The organism is Streptomyces sp. NPDC052101 (genome assembly GCF_040680235.1).
Taxonomy (GTDB): Bacteria; Actinomycetota; Actinomycetes; order Streptomycetales; family Streptomycetaceae; genus Streptomyces.
The window spans coordinates 40,333-61,170 of sequence record NZ_JBFAWH010000039.1 but is presented as its reverse complement, the minus strand read 5'-3'; the positions used below and the strand labels follow the sequence as shown (position 1 = coordinate 61,170).

The window sequence follows — 20,838 nt, the reverse complement described above, 5'->3', positions numbered from 1 at the left end:
GAGCAGCGCATCCTGGACCCCAACGAACTCTGGAAGCACGACTTGGCCATGACGACCGGTGACTTCACCGGAAACGGTCGTACCGACGACCTCGTCATCCGCTGGTCCGACGGCGAGACCACGATGTACAAGGACACGCTCGCCTCCCGTCTGGGCAGCGAGGAGACCCTGGTCCACGCCGACTGACCCGGAGCAGACCCGACACGTGATGCCCTCGGCACGACAGCTCGCCGAGGGCATCACGCGTACGGCACGCCGTATGAGCCCGCGAAGGGCTCCAGGGGCGGTTCTGCGGCGTTCAAGCGGGGGTGCGCGGCCTGGCGCAATACCGGGAACGCACCGGCTCCGTGGGGCCCGTCAACCGCTCACACGTCGAGACACTCCCGGACGACAGCGAGGTCGAGCTGGGGGTATTCCTGTCGAACACCAAGACGCGGCGCGCGAAGCTGAACCCGGAACAGCTGGAACAGCTGGCCGCTGGTCCGCGACAGGTCAGGAGGAGCACGGGCCAGCGGGGTCTGTCCAACTGCGCAGAACAGCACACAGAAGCTCGGGAGTTGACCGGGCTGCAACCCCCGACATGGCCGACTACGAGGAAGACCACTTCGTCCCCTCGAACTCGGCGGCGCACCCCGCGACCCCGGCAACCTGTGGCCCGAGCCGTACTCCGGCTCCCAGACCGCACGCTCCAAGGACGGCGTGGAAACCAAGCTGAAGAACGCCGTGTGCGCCGGCACCGTCCCCCCTCCGCGGCCCGTAGCGCGATCAGGAACAACTGGACCACGGCCCTGCAGGTCACCGGGTCCGGCTGACCACACCAAACGCCGGGACATCCAGTCCGTGTGGTCTGGATGTCCCGGCACCACGCGCCGAGCCCGGTGGGCCCTCAGCTCAGCCCGAGTCGGCTCAGCGCGGTAGTCCAGTCACTGACTATGGCCTGCTGCGCCGCCTTGAGGGTGACCTTGCCGGAGCAGACGGCGGTGTGCAGCTTCGTCTCCACCGGATCCTTCAGCTGGTTCACCCCCGAGCCCGGCTTGTGCCCCCGATCGGCCGATTTCAGGCCGGACGACCTTTCGACCGGGCGATGATGACGACCTCGGTGGTGGCTAGTCCCCACAACAGGGCGGCCACCCAGGCGAGCAGACCGTCGCTGACAGCGATGTAGGTGATGCCCCACATGATGGCCATGACCACTAGCGGAACAAGCATCGCCGTACGGCTGCCCCGAATCGGCGACGTCTGCTGACGGCCGAATGCCGAGCGTAGATAGCCGCGGTACAACGTGCACACAGCCAGCACGATCACACCACTCCACACCAGCACATCACCCACGTTGCGCCGTCCTCTCCCAAGTCAGCGGCGGCACGCTACTTGCAGTAGCCGCCCTTGTACTGTGCAACGACACCGTCGGTCTTGACCTCTACGCACTTGTCCGCGTGCTCAGCGAGAGCCGCCTGAGCCACGACGAGCGCGAGGAGAGGGTCGACCACAAGGTCCATGGGGCCGGCGATCGTGCTCAGGATCGCTATGGCAACGGGACCGCCGTACGCCAGTTTCTTGGTCTCGGACTTGTTGAAGTACGCAGTCCCCGTGATGATGCCCCACGTGAAGTGAGGGTCGGCGACCACAGGGAAAGCGGTGTTGCTCGTGGCCTCCACCGTCTGGACGAGCTGGTCGCCTTCGAGCGTGTAATGAGTCGGCACGGGCTTGCCGTTGGCGTCCTTCGCCCAGGGCGCCGAGATGTGCCCGACCTCCCGGGCGGCGGTGCCGCCCAGGAGGGTGCGCAGCAGGAGGTAGCCGCCAGCTCCGTCTTCCACCGCTTTGGTGTCGGCCGGCAGGTTGAGGGTGAAGCGCTGCGTGGTCGGCGCCTGGGCATTCTTGAGCGTGATCAACGTGGACGCGCCACCGTCCGCGGAGGGCTGGACCGCCAGGTCGGTCGCGGTGGCGGCATCCGGGTAGACGACGGTGCCCTCTCCGGTCTTGACCCCCTGGACGTCACTGCGGCCGGGAAGGCCGAGTGACAAGCTGCCCGTGTCCGCTGCTGTGGCGGCAACCTGACCGCCGGCGTTCTCCGGAGTGGAGACGGTTACGCCGGCCGTCGTAGCCTGCGCCGGACTGGTGGCCGTGGCCGTGGACACGGCGATGGCCTGCGTGCCGGTGGTCTGCTGCACAACAGCGGCAGACTGCGCGGCGATGTCACCGTCAGCGGCGAAGGCCGGGGCGCTGGTGACAGCAAGAGCAGCAGTCAGGGACGAAGCAAGGACAGCAGAGATCGCTGTACGTATACGCATTACGCTAAAAGTTCCCGTTTGGTGTTCGCACCGTCATGGTCAGGACGGTGTTAATAAGGTAAGCCAAGGGCAAAATCTGCCAAAAATCCATCTAAGGATTCGGTGTGCAAGGCCGGCACGAAAGCACCACAGCGACAAGGAGCGGGCGCCCCCCAAAAAGGAGCGACGACGCGCACCAAGACATGTAACTTCCCCGCAGGCAGAATAAAGCTCCTGGTCAGAGAGCTGTAGGCACAGCACAAGCAGATCTTGTGTCAGCTGCGCGGCGGCCTCGCTATTTGTACATGGCTTGGATCTTGAGATGCAAGTGAAGGGAGTATGACGGGAGCTGATGGGCGGTATCTGAGGACTGCTTGAGCTTTCATGCCTACGGCGGCCAATTTCCTTCGGTTACTGGGCAAGGCGGTTCGATCCACGAATCAGACGGACCCAGGGGCCGCTTTCCGATCGGCACACGGATCGGCCCCGATGCCACAAGAAATACACGCCCGCCCCACCTGCTCCACCCCAGCTTCTGCGCCCCAGACGACTACAGCACCTAGCGGCACGCTGAGCAGCCTGCGCAGACCGCGTCACCACACACGCGCCACGCGGGCAGCACCAGCAGCCGCACGACATCCTCCGCCGCTCATTGAGCGGTTGGGCTTCTGTCGTCTGCCGGGATCAGCCGAGGCCGAGCCGGCTCAGGGCCGACAGATCGTCGTCGCCGGATCGGCCTACGGCGCCGCCGGGCGAGGAGGCTCTGGCCTGCGGCGGAGTCCTGGACGCTGGAGCAACGCCGCCGCACCGCACAGCTCCCCCGCCGACCTGCATCGCAGAATCCCTCAAGATTCTTTGCCGGTCGGGCGGTTTCCCGGGACCGGAAGGTGAACAGCACGCACAGGCAAGGAGCAACGTGCAGTGAACCCCTTGGAATTCATGCTTCACAGCCTCCCCTTCCCCCCTCCTTCCGAGGCAGGAGCGGAGTCCTGGTCCGACTTCGCCGCCGTAACCGATGACGGCATCGCCCTGCGGCGGCAAGACGGGACCCTGCCCGGGTTGGCGCTGCCGAAGAAGGCCCCGGAGGGGGCGTGGCTATGGAGCGGGCGGCCCCGCATCCCGGAGTTGGTACACGCAGTGCAGACCCGCGGCTGGATCATTGGCAGCTCCCAACTGCCCAGCCCTGCAGTGGATGACTTCCTCGCCGCCAATGTCCTCGTCGTCCCACGAAGCGAGCGCTGGCGGGAAGCGGTGTCCACCGCACTGATCGGCAGCTGGTGCGATCCCCTGTGGCAGACCGGACAACTGTCCTCCACCGCGCTCGGGGCCCTGAAGGCGGAGGCGCGTGTGGTGCACCGGCAATTGGTGCCCCTGTGGCGGCGCCGGACACGGCACGGCCGGGTGCTCTCCCTGGACGCGAGCCTCGGCGACGGGCTGTCGCTGTACGACCTGGTCGCCACCGACGTCGACCTGCTCGCGCGCACCGCGGACGGGGTGTTCGAAGACGAGCGGCTCAACCGCGTGCTGCACGGCCTGACCGAGAACGAGCGACAGACCGTGTTCGCGTACGCCGAGGGCGAGGGCACCACCTGGACCGAGGCTGCGGTGTACGCCAGCGCCACCGACCCGGAGGCCTTCGGCGAACGGGTCCGCCGCAAGGCCAAGCGCCTCGCCGCCGAGCAACGGCGGCGTGCTGAGCAGCGCCGGACCGGCTCGCCTGCACCCCGCTGACCCACCCCTCGGCGTTGCCCTGCTGGTGCCGCGTTCCTCCCCCAAGAAGTGTGCCCCTTCCGCAGGGACTTGCACTGCTTACCCCCCCGGCTCTCCCACGCGTCGGCACTGTCAGATCCGCTGCCCGCGACGCAAGGGGTGGAACTGCCACACGCTCCGCCCCGCACACGCATCCGGCGCCTGCGCCCTCCGAGTCCGAAGGACCACCGACATGACCACCCGCACGTCCGTGCGCCGCTTCCTCGCCCGGACCGTCCTGCCCGTCCTGCCCGTCGGCGCCGGCGGCTTGACGCTTGCCCTCATGTACTGCACCGGCGCCCCCTTGGGGGGCGTCGCCACGGTAGGCGCCACCGTCAGCACCGTTGTCGGTGCCCTGCCGCAGCTGCTGCCGCAGGAGTCCGAGCACCGCCGCGACGTGTGGCGCGACCTCCTCCTCCACCGCGAGCGCATGGCGCGGCTGCGGATCAACGCTGCACAGGCCCGGCTCCGCACCACGGGAGGGCGACCTGACCGGAACGAGGTGCCCAGCTGACGGCAGGTGTGGGGCCACCTTCAAGCAGGAGCCGGCCGCTTTCAGGGCTCTGGCCGCTCTATCGTGAAGGATCTCGAGTAGAGGCCGCGGAGTGCTGATATCGACGGGCGTGGCCACACACCGTCACACGTGCTCGCCCGCGGAGGCGGTGATGACGGGCTCGGGGCCGGTGGGCAGGAGTTCAAGCACCAGGGCCACGGCTTCTTCGGCGGTCTCGACTTCGCCGATCACGGCGAAAGGACTGCGTCGGCGAACCTCGAACCGTCCGTTGTACAGGGGCTCGATCGATCCGCCCAGCACACTCCAGGGGTAGCTGGTGGAGCTGCTGAAGAGCAGGGCGAAGTGGCTGGTGAACGGATACAGCCGCCGGAGTCGTGGTTGAGCGGCGGCAGCCTCCAGCAGCGGAACGATGCCCGGATACGGGCGCCCGGGCGAGCGGATCTGGTGCACTGCATGCCTCCACTGCCAGCTGAGTCGTAGGGACTGCCAATGGGCCTCGACAACGTCAGCCGGCCCGCGACTGCGTGCTGCAGCTATGTCTGGCAGAACTGGCTTTGGAGGCAGGGGCAACTGTTGATCGCAGGTCTCGTCATTCGCGTCCACTGTCATAGTGTCGCGGCCGTACATGGCTCGCTTGAGCGTTTTCACCCGGTTTTCGTGCCCTTCGACGACTCCGGAGCTCCAGGGCAGGGCGAGATCGCAGGCCCGGGTGATGTCCGGGCAGGCGAGCGGGACTTGAAGGGCTCGCTCGGCCTGGCTTTCGGTGAGCGTCTCCCGGGGCCGCATGATCCACGAGGTGATCTTGCGGGGGCTCGGGATGTCGACCCGGACGGGTTCGGCGGTGCCCGACCGGAGGGCGGCGAGGTGTTTACGGACGACCTGACGGCTGCCGGGGTAGCCGCGAGCCTGGATCTCCAGGAACAGTCGGGTGCCGCTGACCTGGCCTTGGGCTTCGGTGAAGCGGACGTTGAGGTATGCCTTGAACGGCTCCAGGACGCCGTTGGGGCGGCGCTCGCGGGCGCAGGCCGGCCGCTCGTCGAGGTCGGTGCCGCGGAAGCGGCGCACGGTCTTGCGGTCGAGGTTCAGGCGGCGGGCGATGGCACTGATCGTCCGGCGTTTGCCCAGCAGGCGGTGGATGTCCTCGTAGCGATGGCGGATGCGTTCGATGATCTGGGCGCGGGGCAGTTCCTAGGGCGGTAACAGAATCGGGGGCGACTCCGGCATCTCGGTCACCGTCTCCTCCTCGGCACGCTTGCGCAGGCAGTCGCGGTGCTGATGGCAGGTCTTCTCCACCGCCGCAGACAGGTTCTGCAACAGGGTACTGGTGGGCCGTCGGCGAGGTGCCTGCTGAGCAGGCCCTGTTCCCACGGCCCCCAGCCCGAACGACGCATGCGACTTTCGCCGCACGTCGCTCTCCGGTGACTACTCCGTGAGTGCTCGCACAGGTCTTATGCCGTGGATGTCCGCGTGACAACTTCCGCAGACCACAAGGGTTTTGCGGTGTCGTGCGGCCATGAGATCCGCCCACGGCGGCCGGTTCCCGGTTCGTCCGAGGTCGGCGAGTTTGGCAACGTGATGGACTTCCACCTCGTCGACGCATCCGCATGCCTCGCACCGTCCTGCAAGAAGCCGAGTGACCAGCTCCTTGCGCTTGATGGTGACCGGAGCCAGCCGACGGTCGGTGAGGACCGTCTTCTTGTTCTGTCGCAGCGGGATCCCGCCGAACCGTCCGACCAGCGGCTTCCTGCCGGTGCGTTCGACGCGGGCCTCGAAGCACTTGCGCGGCCCGAACGGTGTCTCAATTGTGGTCGCGTACTTGCGGGCCATCTTCGACACCGACGAGCGGTGCTTGTTGGCGAGCGTCATGAGCATCGAGGTCTCCATGACCCATTGCAGCCGGGCCAGTCGAAAGACATCGCCGGCCATCAGGTAGTACTGGACGATGCCGCGGTACTCGGATCCGTAGGTGCTGATGATGTCGTGATCATCGTGGTTCAGCAGCTCGGGCCGACGCGCGGGTTTGCCGCGCTCCTTGTACTGGGCCTGCTTGGCAGATACCACCGAACGGGGGACACGCAGACCGATAGTCCCATTGACAGAGCGTCGTCTGCCGGAGACCTTGCGGTCGTTGTGAAGTACGGTGATGTCGTAGCCGAGGAATCTCACCGCCCCGGTTCGAGCGTGCGTAATAAGCGTCTTTTCTGGTGACAGTTCCAACTTGAGTTCGTTACGCAGGAATTGCGCCAGACGCCTCTTGATTTCCTCAGCTTCTGCCCTTGGTCCGGCGAACCCGAGCAGGGTGTCATCGGCATAGCGAACATACCTCAGCCGTCGATATCCAGGATCCTGGGTATCCATGCTGGGCATGCTGTGGAGTAGCTTGCGCAGCTCCTTCACCTTGGCGCGGTCTCCGCGCTTCCGGGCGGTTGCCATTGCCTCCCATGTGCGTTTAAAGGCACGGTTCGGCTTTCTGACTCTTCCTCGGGTGTGTTTTGGGATGAGAACTTTCTCGACGTACTCGTCCAACTTGTGCAGGTAAATGTTGGACAGAATCGGGGAGACCACTCCACCTTGCGGGCTACCGCTGTGCGTGGCGTTCCAGATCCAGTCCTCCATGTGTCCGGCCTTGAGCATGTTCCGCACCAGTCGCAGGAACCGGTTATCGCGGATCTTTTCGCCCAATATCCGAAGCATGACCGAATGGTCGAGTCTGTCGAAGCACTGAGCAATGTCGCCTTCGATGAACCAAGTTGTCCCCGTCCAGGTCTTCGCCACATCACGCAAGGCCGTGTGGCAACCTCGGCGAGGGCGGAAACCGTGAGAGGAGTCAGAGAAGCTCGGCTCGTAATACGCCTCAAGCAGCAGGCGCACTACTTCACCGACGAGCTTGTCCGACCACGGCGGCAGGCCGAGCGGTCGCAGCTTCGCGCTGCCCCGCCCCTTCGGGATGTAGACCCTCCTGGCTGGGCTCCACCTGTAGCGTTCGTGGCGCAGCGCGTCGATGACGTGCTCGATCTTGCCCAGCGACATGCCGTCCACGGTCTCCCCGTTGACCCCGGGCGTCATCGCTCCCTTGTTGGAGTACAGACGTCCGTAGGCCAGCAGATACAACTGCGGATTGAAGAGCTGTCGATACAGTTCATTGCACGGCAGGCTGCGCCTGCCGCGTTCGCGGAGGACACCCAGCACCGTTTCGGCGCTCTGCATTTCGCATACCTTTCGACTCTGTGGTGTCCGATCACCTGGCCCCCTTCGCCCGATGCGGACGGCTTTCCCGTCCTCCTTGGCCGGTCGTGACTCCGGCGACTACTACGGGGCCTCCGTCGCCATAGGAAGATCTCTTCCCGTAGGCGATCCCATGTTCGTCCTTGTCGTACGTCCTAGCGTGATTTAGGTGCCCCACTCATCTCCTTGAATGCCCTCGCTGGGCATCGCTCCGCACCCTGGAGGTTGCGTCGGCCATGGCACTAAGCCATCGCAGGGCGCGGCGTCGGTGTCAGGTATCTTTCCGGCGGACTTGACCTTCAGTCTTCTGGAGATTGGGGTTCAGGCAATCCAGCTTTCACCGTGTCACGCGGGTCACTCGACGCCCCGTCTCCGATACCTGAGCCCGGCCGTCGATTTTCTGGCATGCTGCGGTCCCATCACCGTTTCCGGATTAGGTGAGCCATCAGACCCAAGAATCTCCCTCCAAATTCTTCCCGACTGAATCGGGGATACGACAAGGCGCCTCATGGCGCACAGCCAGCGATCAGCGACTTCCAGGGCATGCGGGGCAGCTTCTCTGACCGCCTTGGTGTAGGCGGTAGCCCGGTCCCGGCAGATGATCTCCGCTCCGGGATGCTCGGTCAGCCAGGTCGCGAACATCTCGGAGGTGCGATCGGGCAGCACGTCCACGACCCGGCCGGCCTCGTCGTCAACGAGCACGGTGCCGTAGGTGCAGCCCTTGAGGAAGGCGGACTCGTCCACCCCGAGCACCCGCGGCGCACGGGCCGGCGCCGTCGGCGCCGTCGGCGCCGTCAACAGCCCGAGCAGCCGGGTCCGGCCCGCGGCCGGCCGGAGGCGGCGGCACAACCGCGCGGCCGGACGTCCGCCGAGCTCGATCGCGATCGACCGCAGCCAGCCTGTCAGCCCGGTGCTGGAGCGGCGGTGCCGCTCGGACAGGCCCGGTACCTGCTCGACGAACGTCTTACGGGAACAGCTCTTCCGGTCGCAGAAGTACCGGCGGACCCACAACCGGATCACGACCTGGCAAGATCCCAACGGTCTTTCATTCAAGGCGCGTTGGTACGTGCTGTGTATGCGTCTCGCCTGCTTCCGGCAGTACCTGGGGATTCACGAAACTGCGGACAGAGCCCTGAAGACGACCAGGGGCACTCCTCGCCCCACCCGATCCAGTTTTCAACGGAGTGGAGAAGTTCACCGAACATCGCGGGCAAAGGCTCAGGCAGTGCTCTCGTCCGGCTTGTCGAGGAGGGCCAACTCCTCCTCGGTCAGGCGCAGGGCTCCTGCGGCGATGTTCTCTGCCAGGTGCGCCGGGTTCCTGGTGCCGGGAATGGCCAGCACATGCGGACCACGGTGGAGGGTCCAGGCGAGCCGCACCTGGGCTGGCGTCGCATGGTGTGCGTGGGCAACGGACTGGACGCGCGCGTCCTGCTCCTGGCCTGCGGCTGCCTCGCGCCGCAAGCCGGAGACCGCGAAGAACGGGACGAAGGCGATACCCTGCTCCCCGCACAGGTCCACCAGCCCAGTCTCGTCAGCGCGGCGCCAGTCCAGGCCGTAGGAGTTCTGCACGCAGACCACGGGCGCGATCATTTGGGCCTCAGCCACGTGCTCGGGCAGGACAGCGGATAGCCCGAGGTGCCGGATCAGGCCGGCATCGCGCAGCTCGGCGAGGGCGCCGAAGTGCTCGGCGATCGTGGCTGTGCGGGGGCCGCCGGCGCGCAGGTTCACCACGTCCAGGTAGTCCCGGCCGAGCTGGCGCAGGTTCTCCTCGACCTGGCCACGCAGCTGGTCGGGGCGGACCGTATCGAGCCACTCGCCGGAGGGATCGCGTGCCGGGCCGACCTTGGTCACCACGACCACGTCGCCGCGCCAGGACGAGAGGGCGCGGTTGATGATCTCGTTCGCGGACCGCAGTGGTGAGAAGTAGAAGGCGGCCGTGTCGATGTGGTTGACGCCCTGCTCGAACGCACTGTGCAGCAGGTCGACGGCGGCATCGCGGTCGATCGGCGTGCCGTCGGAGTTCCCCATCATGCCGTTGCCCGTCAGTCGCATCGCGCCGTAGCCGATGCGATTCACCTCCAGGTCCCCGAGCTTCCAGGTCCCCGCTGTCGCCACTGCGCTCACCGTGCTCCTCCACCCGTCGGTTCGTCAGGTCCTGGAGTATGGGGCCGTCTCGGTGTGCTGCGACAGGTCAACGGGCTGCGCGAAACATCACGTCCCTATCCGGAACTAACCATCTTTGCAGAGCCGTTGGACTTGACGAGAGAGCGCCGTTCGGCCACCACGTAGTCGAGATACTCGTCCTGGACCATGCCAGCGTTGACCCACCTTCCGCGTCCCGCTCCGGTGGCGTCTTCGGCGGCTGCGAGGGCGGCTAGCGGGGCGTCGCGAGTCGCGACAAGGCGGCCGAACTCCTCTTCCTCATCGTCGGTGCAAAGAGGAGGGAACTCGACCACGTCAACGAAGGTCTCGTGACCGACGTCTTCCAGGGTGTGCAGGTAGATCTCGTAGCGGGTCTTGGCCGGTCTGACCTCGATGTAGCGGATGCCGGGACGCTCGGGTGAGCCAGCAGGGCCGAGGAACTGCTCGACCGGTCGGCCCTGCCTCAGGGCGCCAAGGGCGAAGGACTCCGTCAGATAGCGCACGTGAGAAGCGTAGAGGGCCTGTAGGGACGGTCAGTGTGATGCTCATGGCTGGTTGAGGATGCGGGTCCGGCGCAGTTCGAAGGAGGCCCTGCCATACATCGCCCGCTTGAGCGTTCGCACCCAGCCCGGACACTGGCCCGGACGTGCCATCGACACCGCCTCCACCACCAGGACGCCGGAGGAGTCACTCACCCTCTCCACCCGCACATCGATCCCGGGAAACAGCACATCCTCAACCGACTTGCTCGCCACGACAGGAAACACCCTGCCGAAACGATCCCCCGTTCCCGCCGCTGACCCGGGGGTTCACGAAACGGCCGCCAGAGCCGGACGCTCCCCGTTCAGATCAGCGGGGCGATCTGGTCCTCGATACCGAGCAGGGCCCGGCCGTACATCTCGGTCGCGATGGCGGGGTTGACCATGGCGTGCCGCGTACCAGTCTCCAGATCCCGCCAGATGCGCTGCAGCGGACTGTCGTCGGCGAAACTCCGGGCCCCCTGGACGCTCAGCAGCAGGTCCACTGCATCTCGTGAGCTGCGGGCGACTGTGCCGATATCCATGCGCGCTCGGGTCCGGTTGACCAGGGGCATGCACTGGCCGCTCGCCGCCCAGTCGTCGGCATCGTCCGCGGCACGCATCAGGTGCAGGGTGGCGGTGTCGATCAATGATGCTGCCTCGGCGATCTGCATCTGGGTGGAGGGTGCCTCGCGTGCCTGTGCGTAGTGCGTATGCGAAATGCCCCGCCCCGTGGCGAGGGAGGCCAGCACCAGCTCCATCGCGCCGCGGGCCAGGCCCAGCAGAGGGCCGGCGAGTGACAGGGCGAGCGTGGGGACGAACGCCGCGCGGTACAGGGTCTCGTCCTTGAACTCGGTCGGATAAGTGCCCTGGAGCGCGTGCGTCACCGACAGAATGCGGTGGGCCGGGACAAAGACGCCGTCGGCGACGAGGGTGTTGCTGCCGGTGCCGCGCATCCCGGCAACGTGCCAGGTGTCCTCGATCGTCAGCTGGTCCATCGGGACCAGGGCCAGTGCTTGGTCCAGGCGCTCGCCGCGCTCGCCTGTGCGCGTCATGCCGAGCAGCGCCCATCGGGCGTGGAGACAGCCGGAGGCGAAGCCCCACCGTCCGGTGACGATGCTGCCTGCGTCGGCCGTCCTGCCGGTCCCATGGGGTGGCAGGACCGCACAGGCACGGGTGCCGGGATCCTGCGCATAGACCTCACGCTGCGCGCGTTGGGGATAGAGGCCGATGAGCCAGCCCGAGATGTTGATCAAGCTGGTGGTCCAGGCAGTCGATCCACAGCCGCGGCCGAGTTCGGAACTCACTTCGACCAGCGTGCGGATACGTTCCTGGTGGCCGCCGAGCCGCTGGGGAACGGTGAGGCTGAACAGGCCGGCCTCATCGAGTGCCGCGATGTTCTCCGCAGCGACACAGCGGTCCTGTTCGGTGCGGGCGGCATTGCGCCGGAGTAAATCGACCAAGGCTGCGGCCCGTCCGGGCAGCGTGGCCTGCTCGAAGTCCGGGGCAGGTTCCGCGGCGCCCATCGTCATGAGAGGTCCTCCTTCGCACATGAACCGGCCGGGCAAGAGGCCAGCAGCCACCCGGCACCGTACCCGTATGCCTGCGCCCGCACCTCCTGTTGCGGTCGGCCACCTGCTGCACGCAATCGAAAGACCGCGGCTGCGCCCTCGTCGACGAGGGCGATCCCACGGGTCCTCTGTTCACGGTCCTCCCCCGGGAGACGGTGTGGGGGCCGCGTCTGGAGCGGGTGATGGCGGCCAATGCCGTCCGGTGGGGGCTGGGGATCGGCCGAGCTGGGGCCTTGAGCAGTGACGGTTGCTGGTGCGGGACGCGGTGATCACTGCTCAGCCGGGGTTCGGGAGGGTATGCAGCCAGTCGCGCGCACTCGTGATCACCCGGTGCGCGGCCAGCCCTGCCGCAGGCGCTGTGGAACAAGCCTGTCCGGTGGTCCGCTACAGGCGCGGGGTGCGCGCCTCGATCCGGTAGTCGAAGGCGGCACCGCCGACGCCGACCGTGGTCACCCCGCCGTCGACGGTGAGGACGGCCCCGTTGGCGTAGGACGCGGCGGGCGACAGCAGCCAGTCGATCGCCGCGGCGACCTCCTCCGGATCACCCGGCCGCCCGGCGGGAGTCAGCCGGTTCGCCTCCTCGTACGCCGCCTCGGCACCGCCCGCCAGCCCCGCCTCCGCCGCGAACCGCGCCATCCGCTGGTCGGCCATCTCCGTACGCACCCAGCCCGGGCACACCACGTTGGCCCGCACCCCCCGCGGCCCGTAGTCGACGGCGAGGGAGCGGCAGAGGTGGAGCAAGCCCGCCTTGGACGTCGCATAGGCGGCGTTGCCGACGCTGTTGCGGAGCGCGGCGACCGAGGCTACCGCGACCACCGCACCACGGGCCGCCAGCAGATGCGGCAGCGCGGCACGCAGCAGCAGGAACGGGCCGGTGAGATTGGTCCGTATCAGCTCTTCCCAGTCCTCCACCGTGGTGTCGCCGACCGCGCCGCCCCGCCCGATTCCGGCGTTGAGCACCACACCGTCGAGTCTCCCGTAGGCCGTCACCGTCGTCTCGACGAGTTCGCGCACGGCCTCGGGGTCCGCGGCGTCGGAAGGGTGGGCCAGCGCTCCGGTCTCCTCGGCCACCCGGCGCAGTGGCTCGGGCCTCCGCCCGGAGATCACGACCTGGTGCCCGGCCGCGCGCAACAGCCGGGCGGTGGCGGCCCCGATTCCCGTCCCCCCGCCCGTCACCAGGACAACACGCTGTTCCGACATGGTCGTTCGCCTCCGAAGGTGGTCAGCTTCCGGTTCCCCGCACTGCGAGCATACGAAGCGCCGGCGCCTCCGGACCGACCGGGTGCAGCTGCCGTCGGCACCGCGGCTGGGTGCGGGGCGAGGAACGACCGCGGCGAACAAATCTGCGACTAATGCGCACACACCGAAAACATCACCGGGTCGTGTCTGGGGGCAACCACCCGGCTGGCGGCCTCGGCGATCGTGCGGTCGCGTGTGGGCACGAAGGTGCCGTCCACGATGAGCACGGTGTCCTTGCGGAACCGCTGGCGTGGCTGGAGGGCGAGCAGCGAGCCAAGATGGTCGATGATCCGGTCGGCCGCCGACTTCGAGATGCCGAACAGCGACGCGAGCTGCCCCATCGTCAAGTTCGTTCGCCAGCAGGCCGTGACCAGCAGGATGCGATCCTCCAGCGGCAGACTCCAAGGCCGACTGCTCTGTCGATCTGTGGCCCCGCGATCGTTCCACTCTGGACGAGGTTGCCGAGCGACAAGCGTGGTTCACGGATCGGCAAACCAGCGTCTCTCCACCTCTCGGGCCGGGATCGGCCCAGAATGCTGCCCATGGTCGACCAAGAGCGGAACGAGGCAGAGGCACCGACATTCCTGTCGGCCGCAGCCGAGGTGGCTCGACTGCTGGACCTCGACAACGCGGCGAGCGTGCCGGAAGACAGGCACGCTCGGCACCTGGCCCATGCGGTACGCAAGCCACTCCTCGAACGCGTCAGTCTGTCCGAGGAGTTCTTCGCACCGTTGTTGGCCGCAGCCGTCCATGACCCTGACCCCAGCTTCTGCCGTTGGTTCATCGAGCCCGCGCTCTACGTATTCGGGCGCCGGCGAGTCACGGCGGCACTGCTCAACTACGCGCGGGCGGGTACGGACGCGGAGCAAGCGGGCGCCAAGCGGGCCTGGTACTGCGCCCACTTGCCACTGCGTGCCGACCGGTCTCCGGCATACGCGCCCGGTGGAAGTCGCGATCCGGCTCTCGACGAGTCCCAGGACATGGTGGACAAGTGGCTGCAGTACACCGCCTCACCGGATCGCAACGGATCCTGATCCTGCGCACGCGGATATCGGGACAAGCTTTAGATGACCGATTCCAAGGGGTTGAGTGGTCGTAGGCGGTCAGTGCGCGCATGACCGGCTGGCCGCGCGTGAACCTGGCTCCACTCATCAGTCCGGCCCCCTTGGAATCGATCATTCAGGGAACCGGGAGGCGCTCTACCGGCGGACCGCCGAGATGAGTCCGCCGGGCCACTCTTCGCGCTGCGGCGGGGTGCTGATCGGGCGGCCGTAGGCGGCAGCGCACTCGCGCAGGGTGTGGCAGTCGGCCTCCCAGCCGTGCCCGGCCAGCCAGCCCACCGGGTCGTCGGGCATCTCCGAGACCCACATGGACGCCGCCGATCCCGGCACGGCGTCCGCGCCGAAGCGCTCGATCACACCGCGCGAGCCCAACGTCAGCCCCATCCGACTGCCTGCCGCCGACTGCGCGCTGATCCGGGCCAGCAGCAGCTCCACCGCGTCCTCGGGCAGATAGATCAGCAGTCCTTCGGCGATCCACACGGTCGGCACCGCCGGGTCGTGCCCTGCGGCGGCCAGCGCGCCCGGCCAGTCCTCACGCAGATCCACCGCGACGGTGATCCGCTCGCAGCGTGCGACGGCCCGCTCCTGGCGCAGCACCGAAGCCTTGAAGTCCAGTGGCGCGGCGGTGTCGACCTCGAACAGCCGGGTGCCCTCGGGCCAGTCCATCCGGAAGGCCCGGCTGTCCATGCCGGCGCCGAGCAGCACGACCTGCCGGATCCCGGACGCGGAGGCCTGCTGCAACAGGTCGTCGAGGAACCTCGTCCTGATGACGATGGAGAACGCCACGGCCAGCCGACGGCGTCGCGCGGCCTCGTCATCGGGCAGCGGCGGCGAGGAGGGCCACAGGCCGCCGGCGGCGGCGAAGGCCTGTGCCAGTGGGTCGCGGAACAGCGCGTTCTCCCGCTCGGTCTCCAGCGCCCGCACCCTGGCCACACCCACCGCCGTGGCCCACACTCCCGACGGCTGCACCCGCTCCTGCTCATCAGTCACCGCGCCAGCCTAGATGATTGATTCCAAGGGGCCTGATGAGTGGAGCCAGGTTCATGCGCGGCCAGCCAACCGGTCCCAGATCAGAAGCAGGTACTCACAGCGCTCGGTAAGCGGGGAGGTGAGCCACGGCGCCGCTCACCGTCGGCGTCTTTCCCGGCTCGATGTCTCGCATCAGGCGGCGCCGTACCCTCCGACCGAGGGGTCACGCAGTCCGGCAACGCCGGCGGGGGTGCCGATACCGGTGGGCGCGTCGTATCCGGGCACCGCGGAGAAGGAGCCGGCCATGCCGGTGGTGATGTCGAAGAAGTCCTGCGGGTGGGCGTAGGGATAGGAGTTGGGAAACGTGCCGGGAGCGGGGTTGCCGGCCAGTGCGTACATCCCCGCGACCAGCGGGGAGGCCACGCTGGTGCCGCCCGCGACCACCCAGCCGGTGGAACCGTCGGGGATGGGGGATGTGGTGTACACCGCCACGCCGGTGGCGATGTCCGCGACCGCGGAGACGTCGGCGATGGTGCGGTTCGGGCAGATGGTGTCGTGCTGGAAGGCGGGCTTGGGCTCGAAGAGAGAGCAGCCGCATCCGCTGCCGTTCCAAGCGCTTTCCGTCCAGCCGCGACGGTTGTGCGCACGAAACAGTGAAGTACCGCCCACGGCGGTGACATAGGGGGATGCGGGCGGATACCGCGTCTGGCCTCCGTCGTCACCCGAGCTGAAGGTGAAGGCCACGCCTGTGTGGTTGAAGTGGAAGTCGAAGGCGCTCTCGAACGAGGCCTCCGGCAGGTCCCAGCTGTTGGAGATGAACTTGGCGCCCTGGGCGAAAGCCTGGTCCACCCCGGCGAACACCTCGCCGGGGGCGGAGTCGTCGTCTTCGACGACCAGGATGTGGCAGCCCGGGCAGGCGGCGCTCACCATGTCCACATCGATGGCCTCCTCGAGCGACCATTCCGGGACGACGGTGGTCGGCAGGGCGCTGCCGCCGTTCTGGTTGATCACACGGAGGCAGCCGCTGGCCGTGGTGCACGGCGGGAGGTGGAACTGGCGACGGTAGACGGCCAGATCGCTCTCCATGTCGGGATGGTGGTAGGCGACGTTGATGGCCACGGTCCGGCGCCTGCCGTGGGTGCCGGCCAGCTCGTAGGCACTGCGGATGTCGAGCGGGCTGAGGCCTGCCGGCTGCGCACCCGGTGGGAGGGAAGCGACGGCTCTGAAGTTGGGATTGATCATGGCCAGACAGGCCGCCCGATGCCAATCGGATGTCGGCCGGCAAACTCGCACGGGAGGCAGCGGTTCGGGTCGGTCGGCAGCCGAACCATGGACGGCCGCTGGACGGTGACCGGGGTGACCGACGGGCGAGCCCTGAGCCTGGGCGGTCGCCGAAGCCGCCGCCAAGCCCACCAGCACGAAGACCGCGGCCCGCAACGACCGGATCGGACGGGCGCGGAACATGACACTCCTCCGGAGCCGGACGGGCGGCGCCGTGCTCGGGCGGGCTGTAGCCGCCTGGTCTTCGGGCTCGCGTCCTTGGCCCGTGCCTCCCGGCTCTTCCCGCCGGTCCGCGCAACCCGTAGCGGCGTCTGCCGCGGCGCCCACTGTCGGCCCCCGACCACGGGACCAAACCCGAGCAGCACCTGATCACCCGTCGGATGGCTTACCGAAACCGCCCATACAGCAGATCCCCGGATCACGGACGGCAACGACGCCTGTCGACAGCTAGCTGCCGATCGGCAGGAGCGGGTGGCGGCTCGTCATGGCAGTGCCGCACCAGCAAGATCACGGTGTACAGCTGGCGAATGGGTTCCCGTCATGCTCGTGGGTCTTCCCTCGCACGTTCCTTGCTTCAGTTTGAAAGTGGATAGACTCTGGAATCAGAAAAAAATTCAGTGGAGGGGATATGTGCCGGTCACGGTGCGCCTTCACTGAAGCTGATCAGCGTCCGACCAGCCTGACCAGTGCCCTCATGAGCGGAGCCGCGCCAGCTCGACCCGGCAGACCGGAGCAGATTGGAATGGCAGTGACGCAACTCCGTCCCCACCAGCGGGAAGCCGTTGACGCGGTACTGCGGCACCTGGAATTGCCTGCGCGATCGACCGTGCCCGAACGCGGGCTGCGGACTCAGGTGGTCATGGCAACCGGCTCCGGGAAGACCCTCGTCGCCCTGCGCAGCGCGGAGGAACTGCGGGCGGGCCGGGTACTGGTGCTCGTGCCCTCGCTGGACCTGCTCGCGCAGACCGAGGCTGCCTGGCGGGAGGGCGGCCGTACCGGGCCGATGATCGGGGTCTCGTCCCTGCGCGGGGATGAGGTGGCGTTCCCGAACACCACGGACGCGTACGAGCTGGTCAACTGGGTGCGGCCGTTCGACAAGGTCACGGTGTTCGCCACGTACGCCTCGCTCGGGCTGGGCACACTGGAACGCGCGCACAGGGCCGGCCTTCCCGGCTGGGACCTGATCGTGGTCGACGAGGCGCACCGGACCTCGGGACGGATCGGGAAGCCGTGGGCGGTCGTCCACAACAACACGCGCATCCCCTCACTGCGACGCCTGTACATGACCGCCACGCCCCGGCTGTGGCAGCTGGATGAGGACACGGAGCAGGGCGCGCCGGGTGAGCTGGTGGCGAGCATGGAGGACGACCCCAACGGGCCATTCGGGGCGCGCTGCCACACCCTCACGCTCTCCGAGGCGATCGACCGGGGCATCTGCGCCCCCTACCAGGTCGTGTGCCTCGACATCACTGACACCCACCTGCAGGCAGCCCAGCTCCTCGGCATCGAAGGCCGTTCGGACCAGGTCCGCGGGGCCCGGCTCGCCGCCCTGCAGACCGCGCTGCTCAAGGCGGCCTCGGAGGAGGACTTCCGGCGCACGCTGGTCTTCCACCACGTGGTGAAGGAGGCCGAGGCTTTCGCAGCCGGCCTTGCGGACGTCGCCGCGCGGCTGCACGCGGACGACCCGGAGCTGTACCCCAGGACGATCTGGGCCGACTGGCTGTGCGGCGATCACAAGCCCAACCACCGTCGGCGGGTCCTCGGAGAGTTCGCCGACGGGATCGCCACGGACGGCACGGTCGTGGAGAAGGGCTACCTGGGATCCGTGAGGGTCCTGGGCGAGGGCGTCGACACCCGCAACTGCGACTCCGTGTTCTGGGCCGACGTGCGCGGCTCCATGCCGGATCTCGTCCAGGCCGTGGGCCGGGCGCTGCGGATGCAACCCGGCGAGGGCAAGACCGCATCCCTCGTGGTACCGGTCCTGCTCGGACCCGGGGAGACAGCGGACAACATGCTCACCTCCCGGGCGTACGGCGGCTTGGCGAAACTGCTCGAGGCGCTCAGGGCGCACGACGCCAGGGTCGTGGAGGCCCTGGCGCAGCAGCAGGCACAGAGCCGGGTCCGGGGCGTGCGGAGCCGCAGCGGGGCAGAAGGCGAGGAAGCCGAGAGCGACCGAAGCGACCGAAGCGACCGACTGTCAGTGCCGGCCAGAGAGCTGCTGAAGTTCTCCACCCCGCGTGACCCGGCGCACCTGGCCGCGTTCATCAACCTGCGCGTCCTCAACCCCGAACACGCCCACTGGCGCCGCGGGATCGAGGCCGCCGTCCTCTACCACCGGCTCCACGGCGACCTGAAGGTCCCCTTCACCTACCGCGTCCCGGGCCGCGACGACGCGGCGGCAAAGACCGAGGGATGGCCGGACTCGCTCGCCGCCTTCCCGCTGGGGCAATGGATCGCCGACGCCAGAAGGTTCTACGCCCGCGGGCACATGGACGAAGACCGCATCGCACAGTTGCAGCAGCTGGGCATGGTCTGGTCCCACTTCGATGTCGCATGGGAAGAGGGCCTGGCCGCCGCCCGTGGGTGGGCCGCGGAACACGGGCACCTGCTGGCCCCGACCGACGCCACCTACCAGGGCTACAAGGTGGGCATCTGGCTGAAGAACCAGCGGGCCGCCGCCCGTAAGGCCGCCCAGAACGAGCAGCGGCGTGCCGAAGGCCGGCCGGTTCAGTCCGCGGTCGGGGCGCTCTCGCAGGAGCGACGCGAGCAACTGGACGGCATCGACCCCGCCTGGTGTCCGGCCTGGACGGTGAAATGGCAGCGATGCTTCCACCTGGTGCGGACACACCTGGAAGCCGGCGGCACACTGCCCGCATCGCCGGGCGACGTCGTGAACCAGGGCGAGGACCTCGGACACTGGGTGCACCAGCAGCGGCTCGGCTTCGACCAGCTCACCGGCGCGCAGCAGTGGATGTGCGAACACATCCTCGCCATCGAACCCACAGGCGAGGACGAGAGGCCGGAACCGCGACGTGCGCAGGCCGACCGGTGGGCCCTCAACTACACCGCCGCCCGCCAGTACTACGAACGCGAAGGCCATCTCCGCGTACCCCGCAAGCATGTGGAGACCATCGCGGTCGGCGGCGACGAGGACCAGGAGGAGCGCGCCATCAAGCTCGGCGCCTGGATCAGCAACCAGCGCAGCAGAGCCGCCGCACTGTCACCGGAGCGGATCGAACAGCTCTCCACCATCGCCATGCGCTGGGCATAGAAGAGGGTATGGCGCAGGGTGAGTTGTTCAGTGCGTCGGCGAAAGCCCGCACGCCGCGCTCGAACAGCGGAAACAGGCGGACAAGGGCGTACAGGACGAAGCCAGAATCATCTGCCCCGTTTACCCAAACCCTGACCACGACCCCGACCCGACCCCGACCCCGAGCGGGATTTCGAACCCGCCATGGTATGGGTCAGGCGAGTTCCCACTGTTGGTAGGCGTTGTTCAGGTGGCAGTCGTTGAACTCCAGCCAAAAACCTGAGCTGGCTGGGTTCTGCTGTCCCGAGTCCAGGCAGATGCTGGGATCTTCGTGATTCTGAAAGAGGAACACGTTGTTGTACACGAAGTCTGCGTCCCAGAGCACGCGCGGGTTGCCTGCGCACGACATGAGGTACGTCTCGCCCAGTACAGGAAAGATCCCTCCGGCTTGATTGTAGTGTTCCAGGCATGTTCCGGTGGCCACGTTCTGAATCTCGTTGTAGCCGTCGTCGGGGATGATGTTCCACTGGGCGGCAGCGTCGCCGCAAGAGCCGAGCGTGACTTCACGTGGGCCGTCGGTGCGCAGACACGTGTTCCTCTGCGAGTTGTACATGATGACGTGTGAGCGGGATATCTGTTGTGCGTGGGCGGATCCGGTCGCAGCCATAACTGCGGCCAGCGACGCCGCGGCGGCCAGCGCCACCTTGATGCCGGATTTCATGGATTCTCCATCTTGTGACTGGGCTGGTACTGGAAGAACAGGCGAAACGGTCCGCAGTATCAACTGAGCGCGATGGGCTCCGGCCTGCTCGAACGCAGCCTTGTACACCACGCTTCAGGCGGTACGGGGGTAGCACAGCAGTTGGCGTGTCTGCGGTGCCGCTCGGTTTGGCCTTGCGTGAAGCCGTCACGAAGCTACGGCCGGCAACGCATCGTGTGCAGTGGTCAGTTGCACGGTGAAGAGAGGGTTCCGGTGCCGCAGTGCACAGTGAGCCGGGAAAGCACAGGTGGGGCCCGTTTCAGCACCGACGGTGGTACGGGGAGCGGGC

18 protein-coding genes and 2 pseudogenes are annotated in these 20,838 nt (G+C 67.5%); 5 read left to right on the top strand and 15 right to left on the bottom strand.

From position 1 onward, the window contains the following. Positions 1-186, top strand: a pseudogene (locus AB0L75_RS38325) (hypothetical protein); the annotation flags it as partial. An 870-nt stretch (positions 187-1,056) separates the two neighbouring features. On the opposite strand, the gene AB0L75_RS38320 reads toward AB0L75_RS38325, so the two are convergent. Beyond that, entirely contained in the window at positions 1,057-1,332 is a 276-nt protein-coding gene (locus AB0L75_RS38320) for a hypothetical protein (protein WP_365190724.1), read from the bottom strand. A gap of 35 nt (positions 1,333-1,367) precedes the next feature. Continuing rightward, entirely contained in the window at positions 1,368-2,291 is a 924-nt protein-coding gene (locus AB0L75_RS38315) for a hypothetical protein (protein WP_365190723.1), read from the bottom strand. 900 nt (positions 2,292-3,191) lie between these two features. Here AB0L75_RS38315 and AB0L75_RS38310 point away from each other — a divergent pair. Next, positions 3,192-4,001, top strand: coding sequence for a hypothetical protein (locus tag AB0L75_RS38310; protein ID WP_365190721.1), 810 nt, complete (start codon positions 3,192-3,194; stop codon positions 3,999-4,001). Positions 4,002-4,212: 211 nt separating this feature from the next. Further along, positions 4,213-4,533, top strand: coding sequence for a hypothetical protein (locus AB0L75_RS38305; RefSeq protein WP_365190719.1), 321 nt, complete (start codon positions 4,213-4,215; stop codon positions 4,531-4,533). Between the two features lie 123 nt (positions 4,534-4,656). On the opposite strand, the gene AB0L75_RS38300 is transcribed toward AB0L75_RS38305, so the two are convergent. From AB0L75_RS38300 to AB0L75_RS38255, 10 genes and pseudogenes are all read right to left on the bottom strand, one after another. After that, on the bottom strand, positions 4,657-5,598 hold the full coding sequence (locus AB0L75_RS38300; protein WP_365190718.1) for a DUF6193 family natural product biosynthesis protein: 942 nt from the start codon (positions 5,596-5,598) through the stop codon (positions 4,657-4,659). A gap of 123 nt (positions 5,599-5,721) precedes the next feature. Beyond that, entirely contained in the window at positions 5,722-5,847 is a 126-nt protein-coding gene (locus AB0L75_RS38295; RefSeq protein ID WP_365190717.1) for a hypothetical protein, read from the bottom strand. 108 nt (positions 5,848-5,955) lie between these two features. After that, complete coding sequence (locus AB0L75_RS38290) at positions 5,956-7,740, bottom strand: reverse transcriptase domain-containing protein (protein WP_365190715.1); 1,785 nt, start codon at positions 7,738-7,740, stop codon at positions 5,956-5,958. Positions 7,741-8,112: 372 nt separating this feature from the next. After that, positions 8,113-8,811 (bottom strand): transposase, encoded by a 699-nt coding sequence (locus tag AB0L75_RS38285; protein ID WP_365190714.1) that lies wholly within the window; start codon positions 8,809-8,811, stop codon positions 8,113-8,115. 165 nt (positions 8,812-8,976) lie between these two features. Beyond that, positions 8,977-9,882, bottom strand: coding sequence for an oxidoreductase (locus AB0L75_RS38280; RefSeq protein ID WP_365190712.1), 906 nt, complete (start codon positions 9,880-9,882; stop codon positions 8,977-8,979). 95 nt (positions 9,883-9,977) lie between these two features. Further along, complete coding sequence (locus tag AB0L75_RS38275) at positions 9,978-10,403, bottom strand: hypothetical protein (protein WP_365190711.1); 426 nt, start codon at positions 10,401-10,403, stop codon at positions 9,978-9,980. 42 nt (positions 10,404-10,445) lie between these two features. Further along, the gene (locus AB0L75_RS38270; RefSeq protein ID WP_365190709.1) at positions 10,446-10,655 is read right to left on the bottom strand and encodes a hypothetical protein; all 210 of its coding nucleotides are present in this window, start codon (positions 10,653-10,655) and stop codon (positions 10,446-10,448) included. A gap of 89 nt (positions 10,656-10,744) precedes the next feature. Further along, positions 10,745-11,950 carry an acyl-CoA dehydrogenase family protein gene (locus AB0L75_RS38265; RefSeq protein WP_365190708.1) on the bottom strand — a complete coding sequence of 402 codons (1,206 nt, stop codon included), beginning with the start codon at positions 11,948-11,950 and terminating at the stop codon, positions 10,745-10,747. Between the two features lie 423 nt (positions 11,951-12,373). Continuing rightward, positions 12,374-13,189, bottom strand: coding sequence for an SDR family oxidoreductase (locus tag AB0L75_RS38260; RefSeq protein ID WP_365190707.1), 816 nt, complete (start codon positions 13,187-13,189; stop codon positions 12,374-12,376). 212 nt (positions 13,190-13,401) lie between these two features. Continuing rightward, positions 13,402-13,638 (bottom strand): annotated as a pseudogene (locus tag AB0L75_RS38255) (transposase family protein); the annotation flags it as partial. A 132-nt stretch (positions 13,639-13,770) separates the two neighbouring features. Here AB0L75_RS38255 and AB0L75_RS38250 point away from each other — a divergent pair. Beyond that, on the top strand, positions 13,771-14,262 hold the full coding sequence (locus AB0L75_RS38250) for a hypothetical protein (RefSeq protein WP_365190706.1): 492 nt from the start codon (positions 13,771-13,773) through the stop codon (positions 14,260-14,262). Between the two features lie 165 nt (positions 14,263-14,427). Here AB0L75_RS38250 and AB0L75_RS38245 read toward each other — a convergent pair whose 3' ends face one another. Both AB0L75_RS38245 and AB0L75_RS38240 read right to left on the bottom strand, forming a co-directional pair. Then, positions 14,428-15,243, bottom strand: coding sequence for a class I SAM-dependent methyltransferase (locus tag AB0L75_RS38245; RefSeq protein ID WP_365190726.1), 816 nt, complete (start codon positions 15,241-15,243; stop codon positions 14,428-14,430). Positions 15,244-15,450: 207 nt separating this feature from the next. Continuing rightward, positions 15,451-16,500 (bottom strand): S8 family serine peptidase, encoded by a 1,050-nt coding sequence (locus tag AB0L75_RS38240; RefSeq protein WP_365190704.1) that lies wholly within the window; start codon positions 16,498-16,500, stop codon positions 15,451-15,453. Between the two features lie 781 nt (positions 16,501-17,281). On the opposite strand from AB0L75_RS38240, the gene AB0L75_RS38235 reads away from it, so the two are divergent. After that, positions 17,282-19,810 (top strand): Helicase associated domain protein, encoded by a 2,529-nt coding sequence (locus AB0L75_RS38235; protein WP_365190703.1) that lies wholly within the window; start codon positions 17,282-17,284, stop codon positions 19,808-19,810. A 193-nt stretch (positions 19,811-20,003) separates the two neighbouring features. Here AB0L75_RS38235 and AB0L75_RS38230 read toward each other — a convergent pair whose 3' ends face one another. Next, positions 20,004-20,510, bottom strand: a complete 507-nt coding sequence (locus tag AB0L75_RS38230) for a ricin-type beta-trefoil lectin domain protein (protein ID WP_365190702.1) — start codon at positions 20,508-20,510, stop codon at positions 20,004-20,006. Positions 20,511-20,838: the final 328 nt, after the last annotated feature.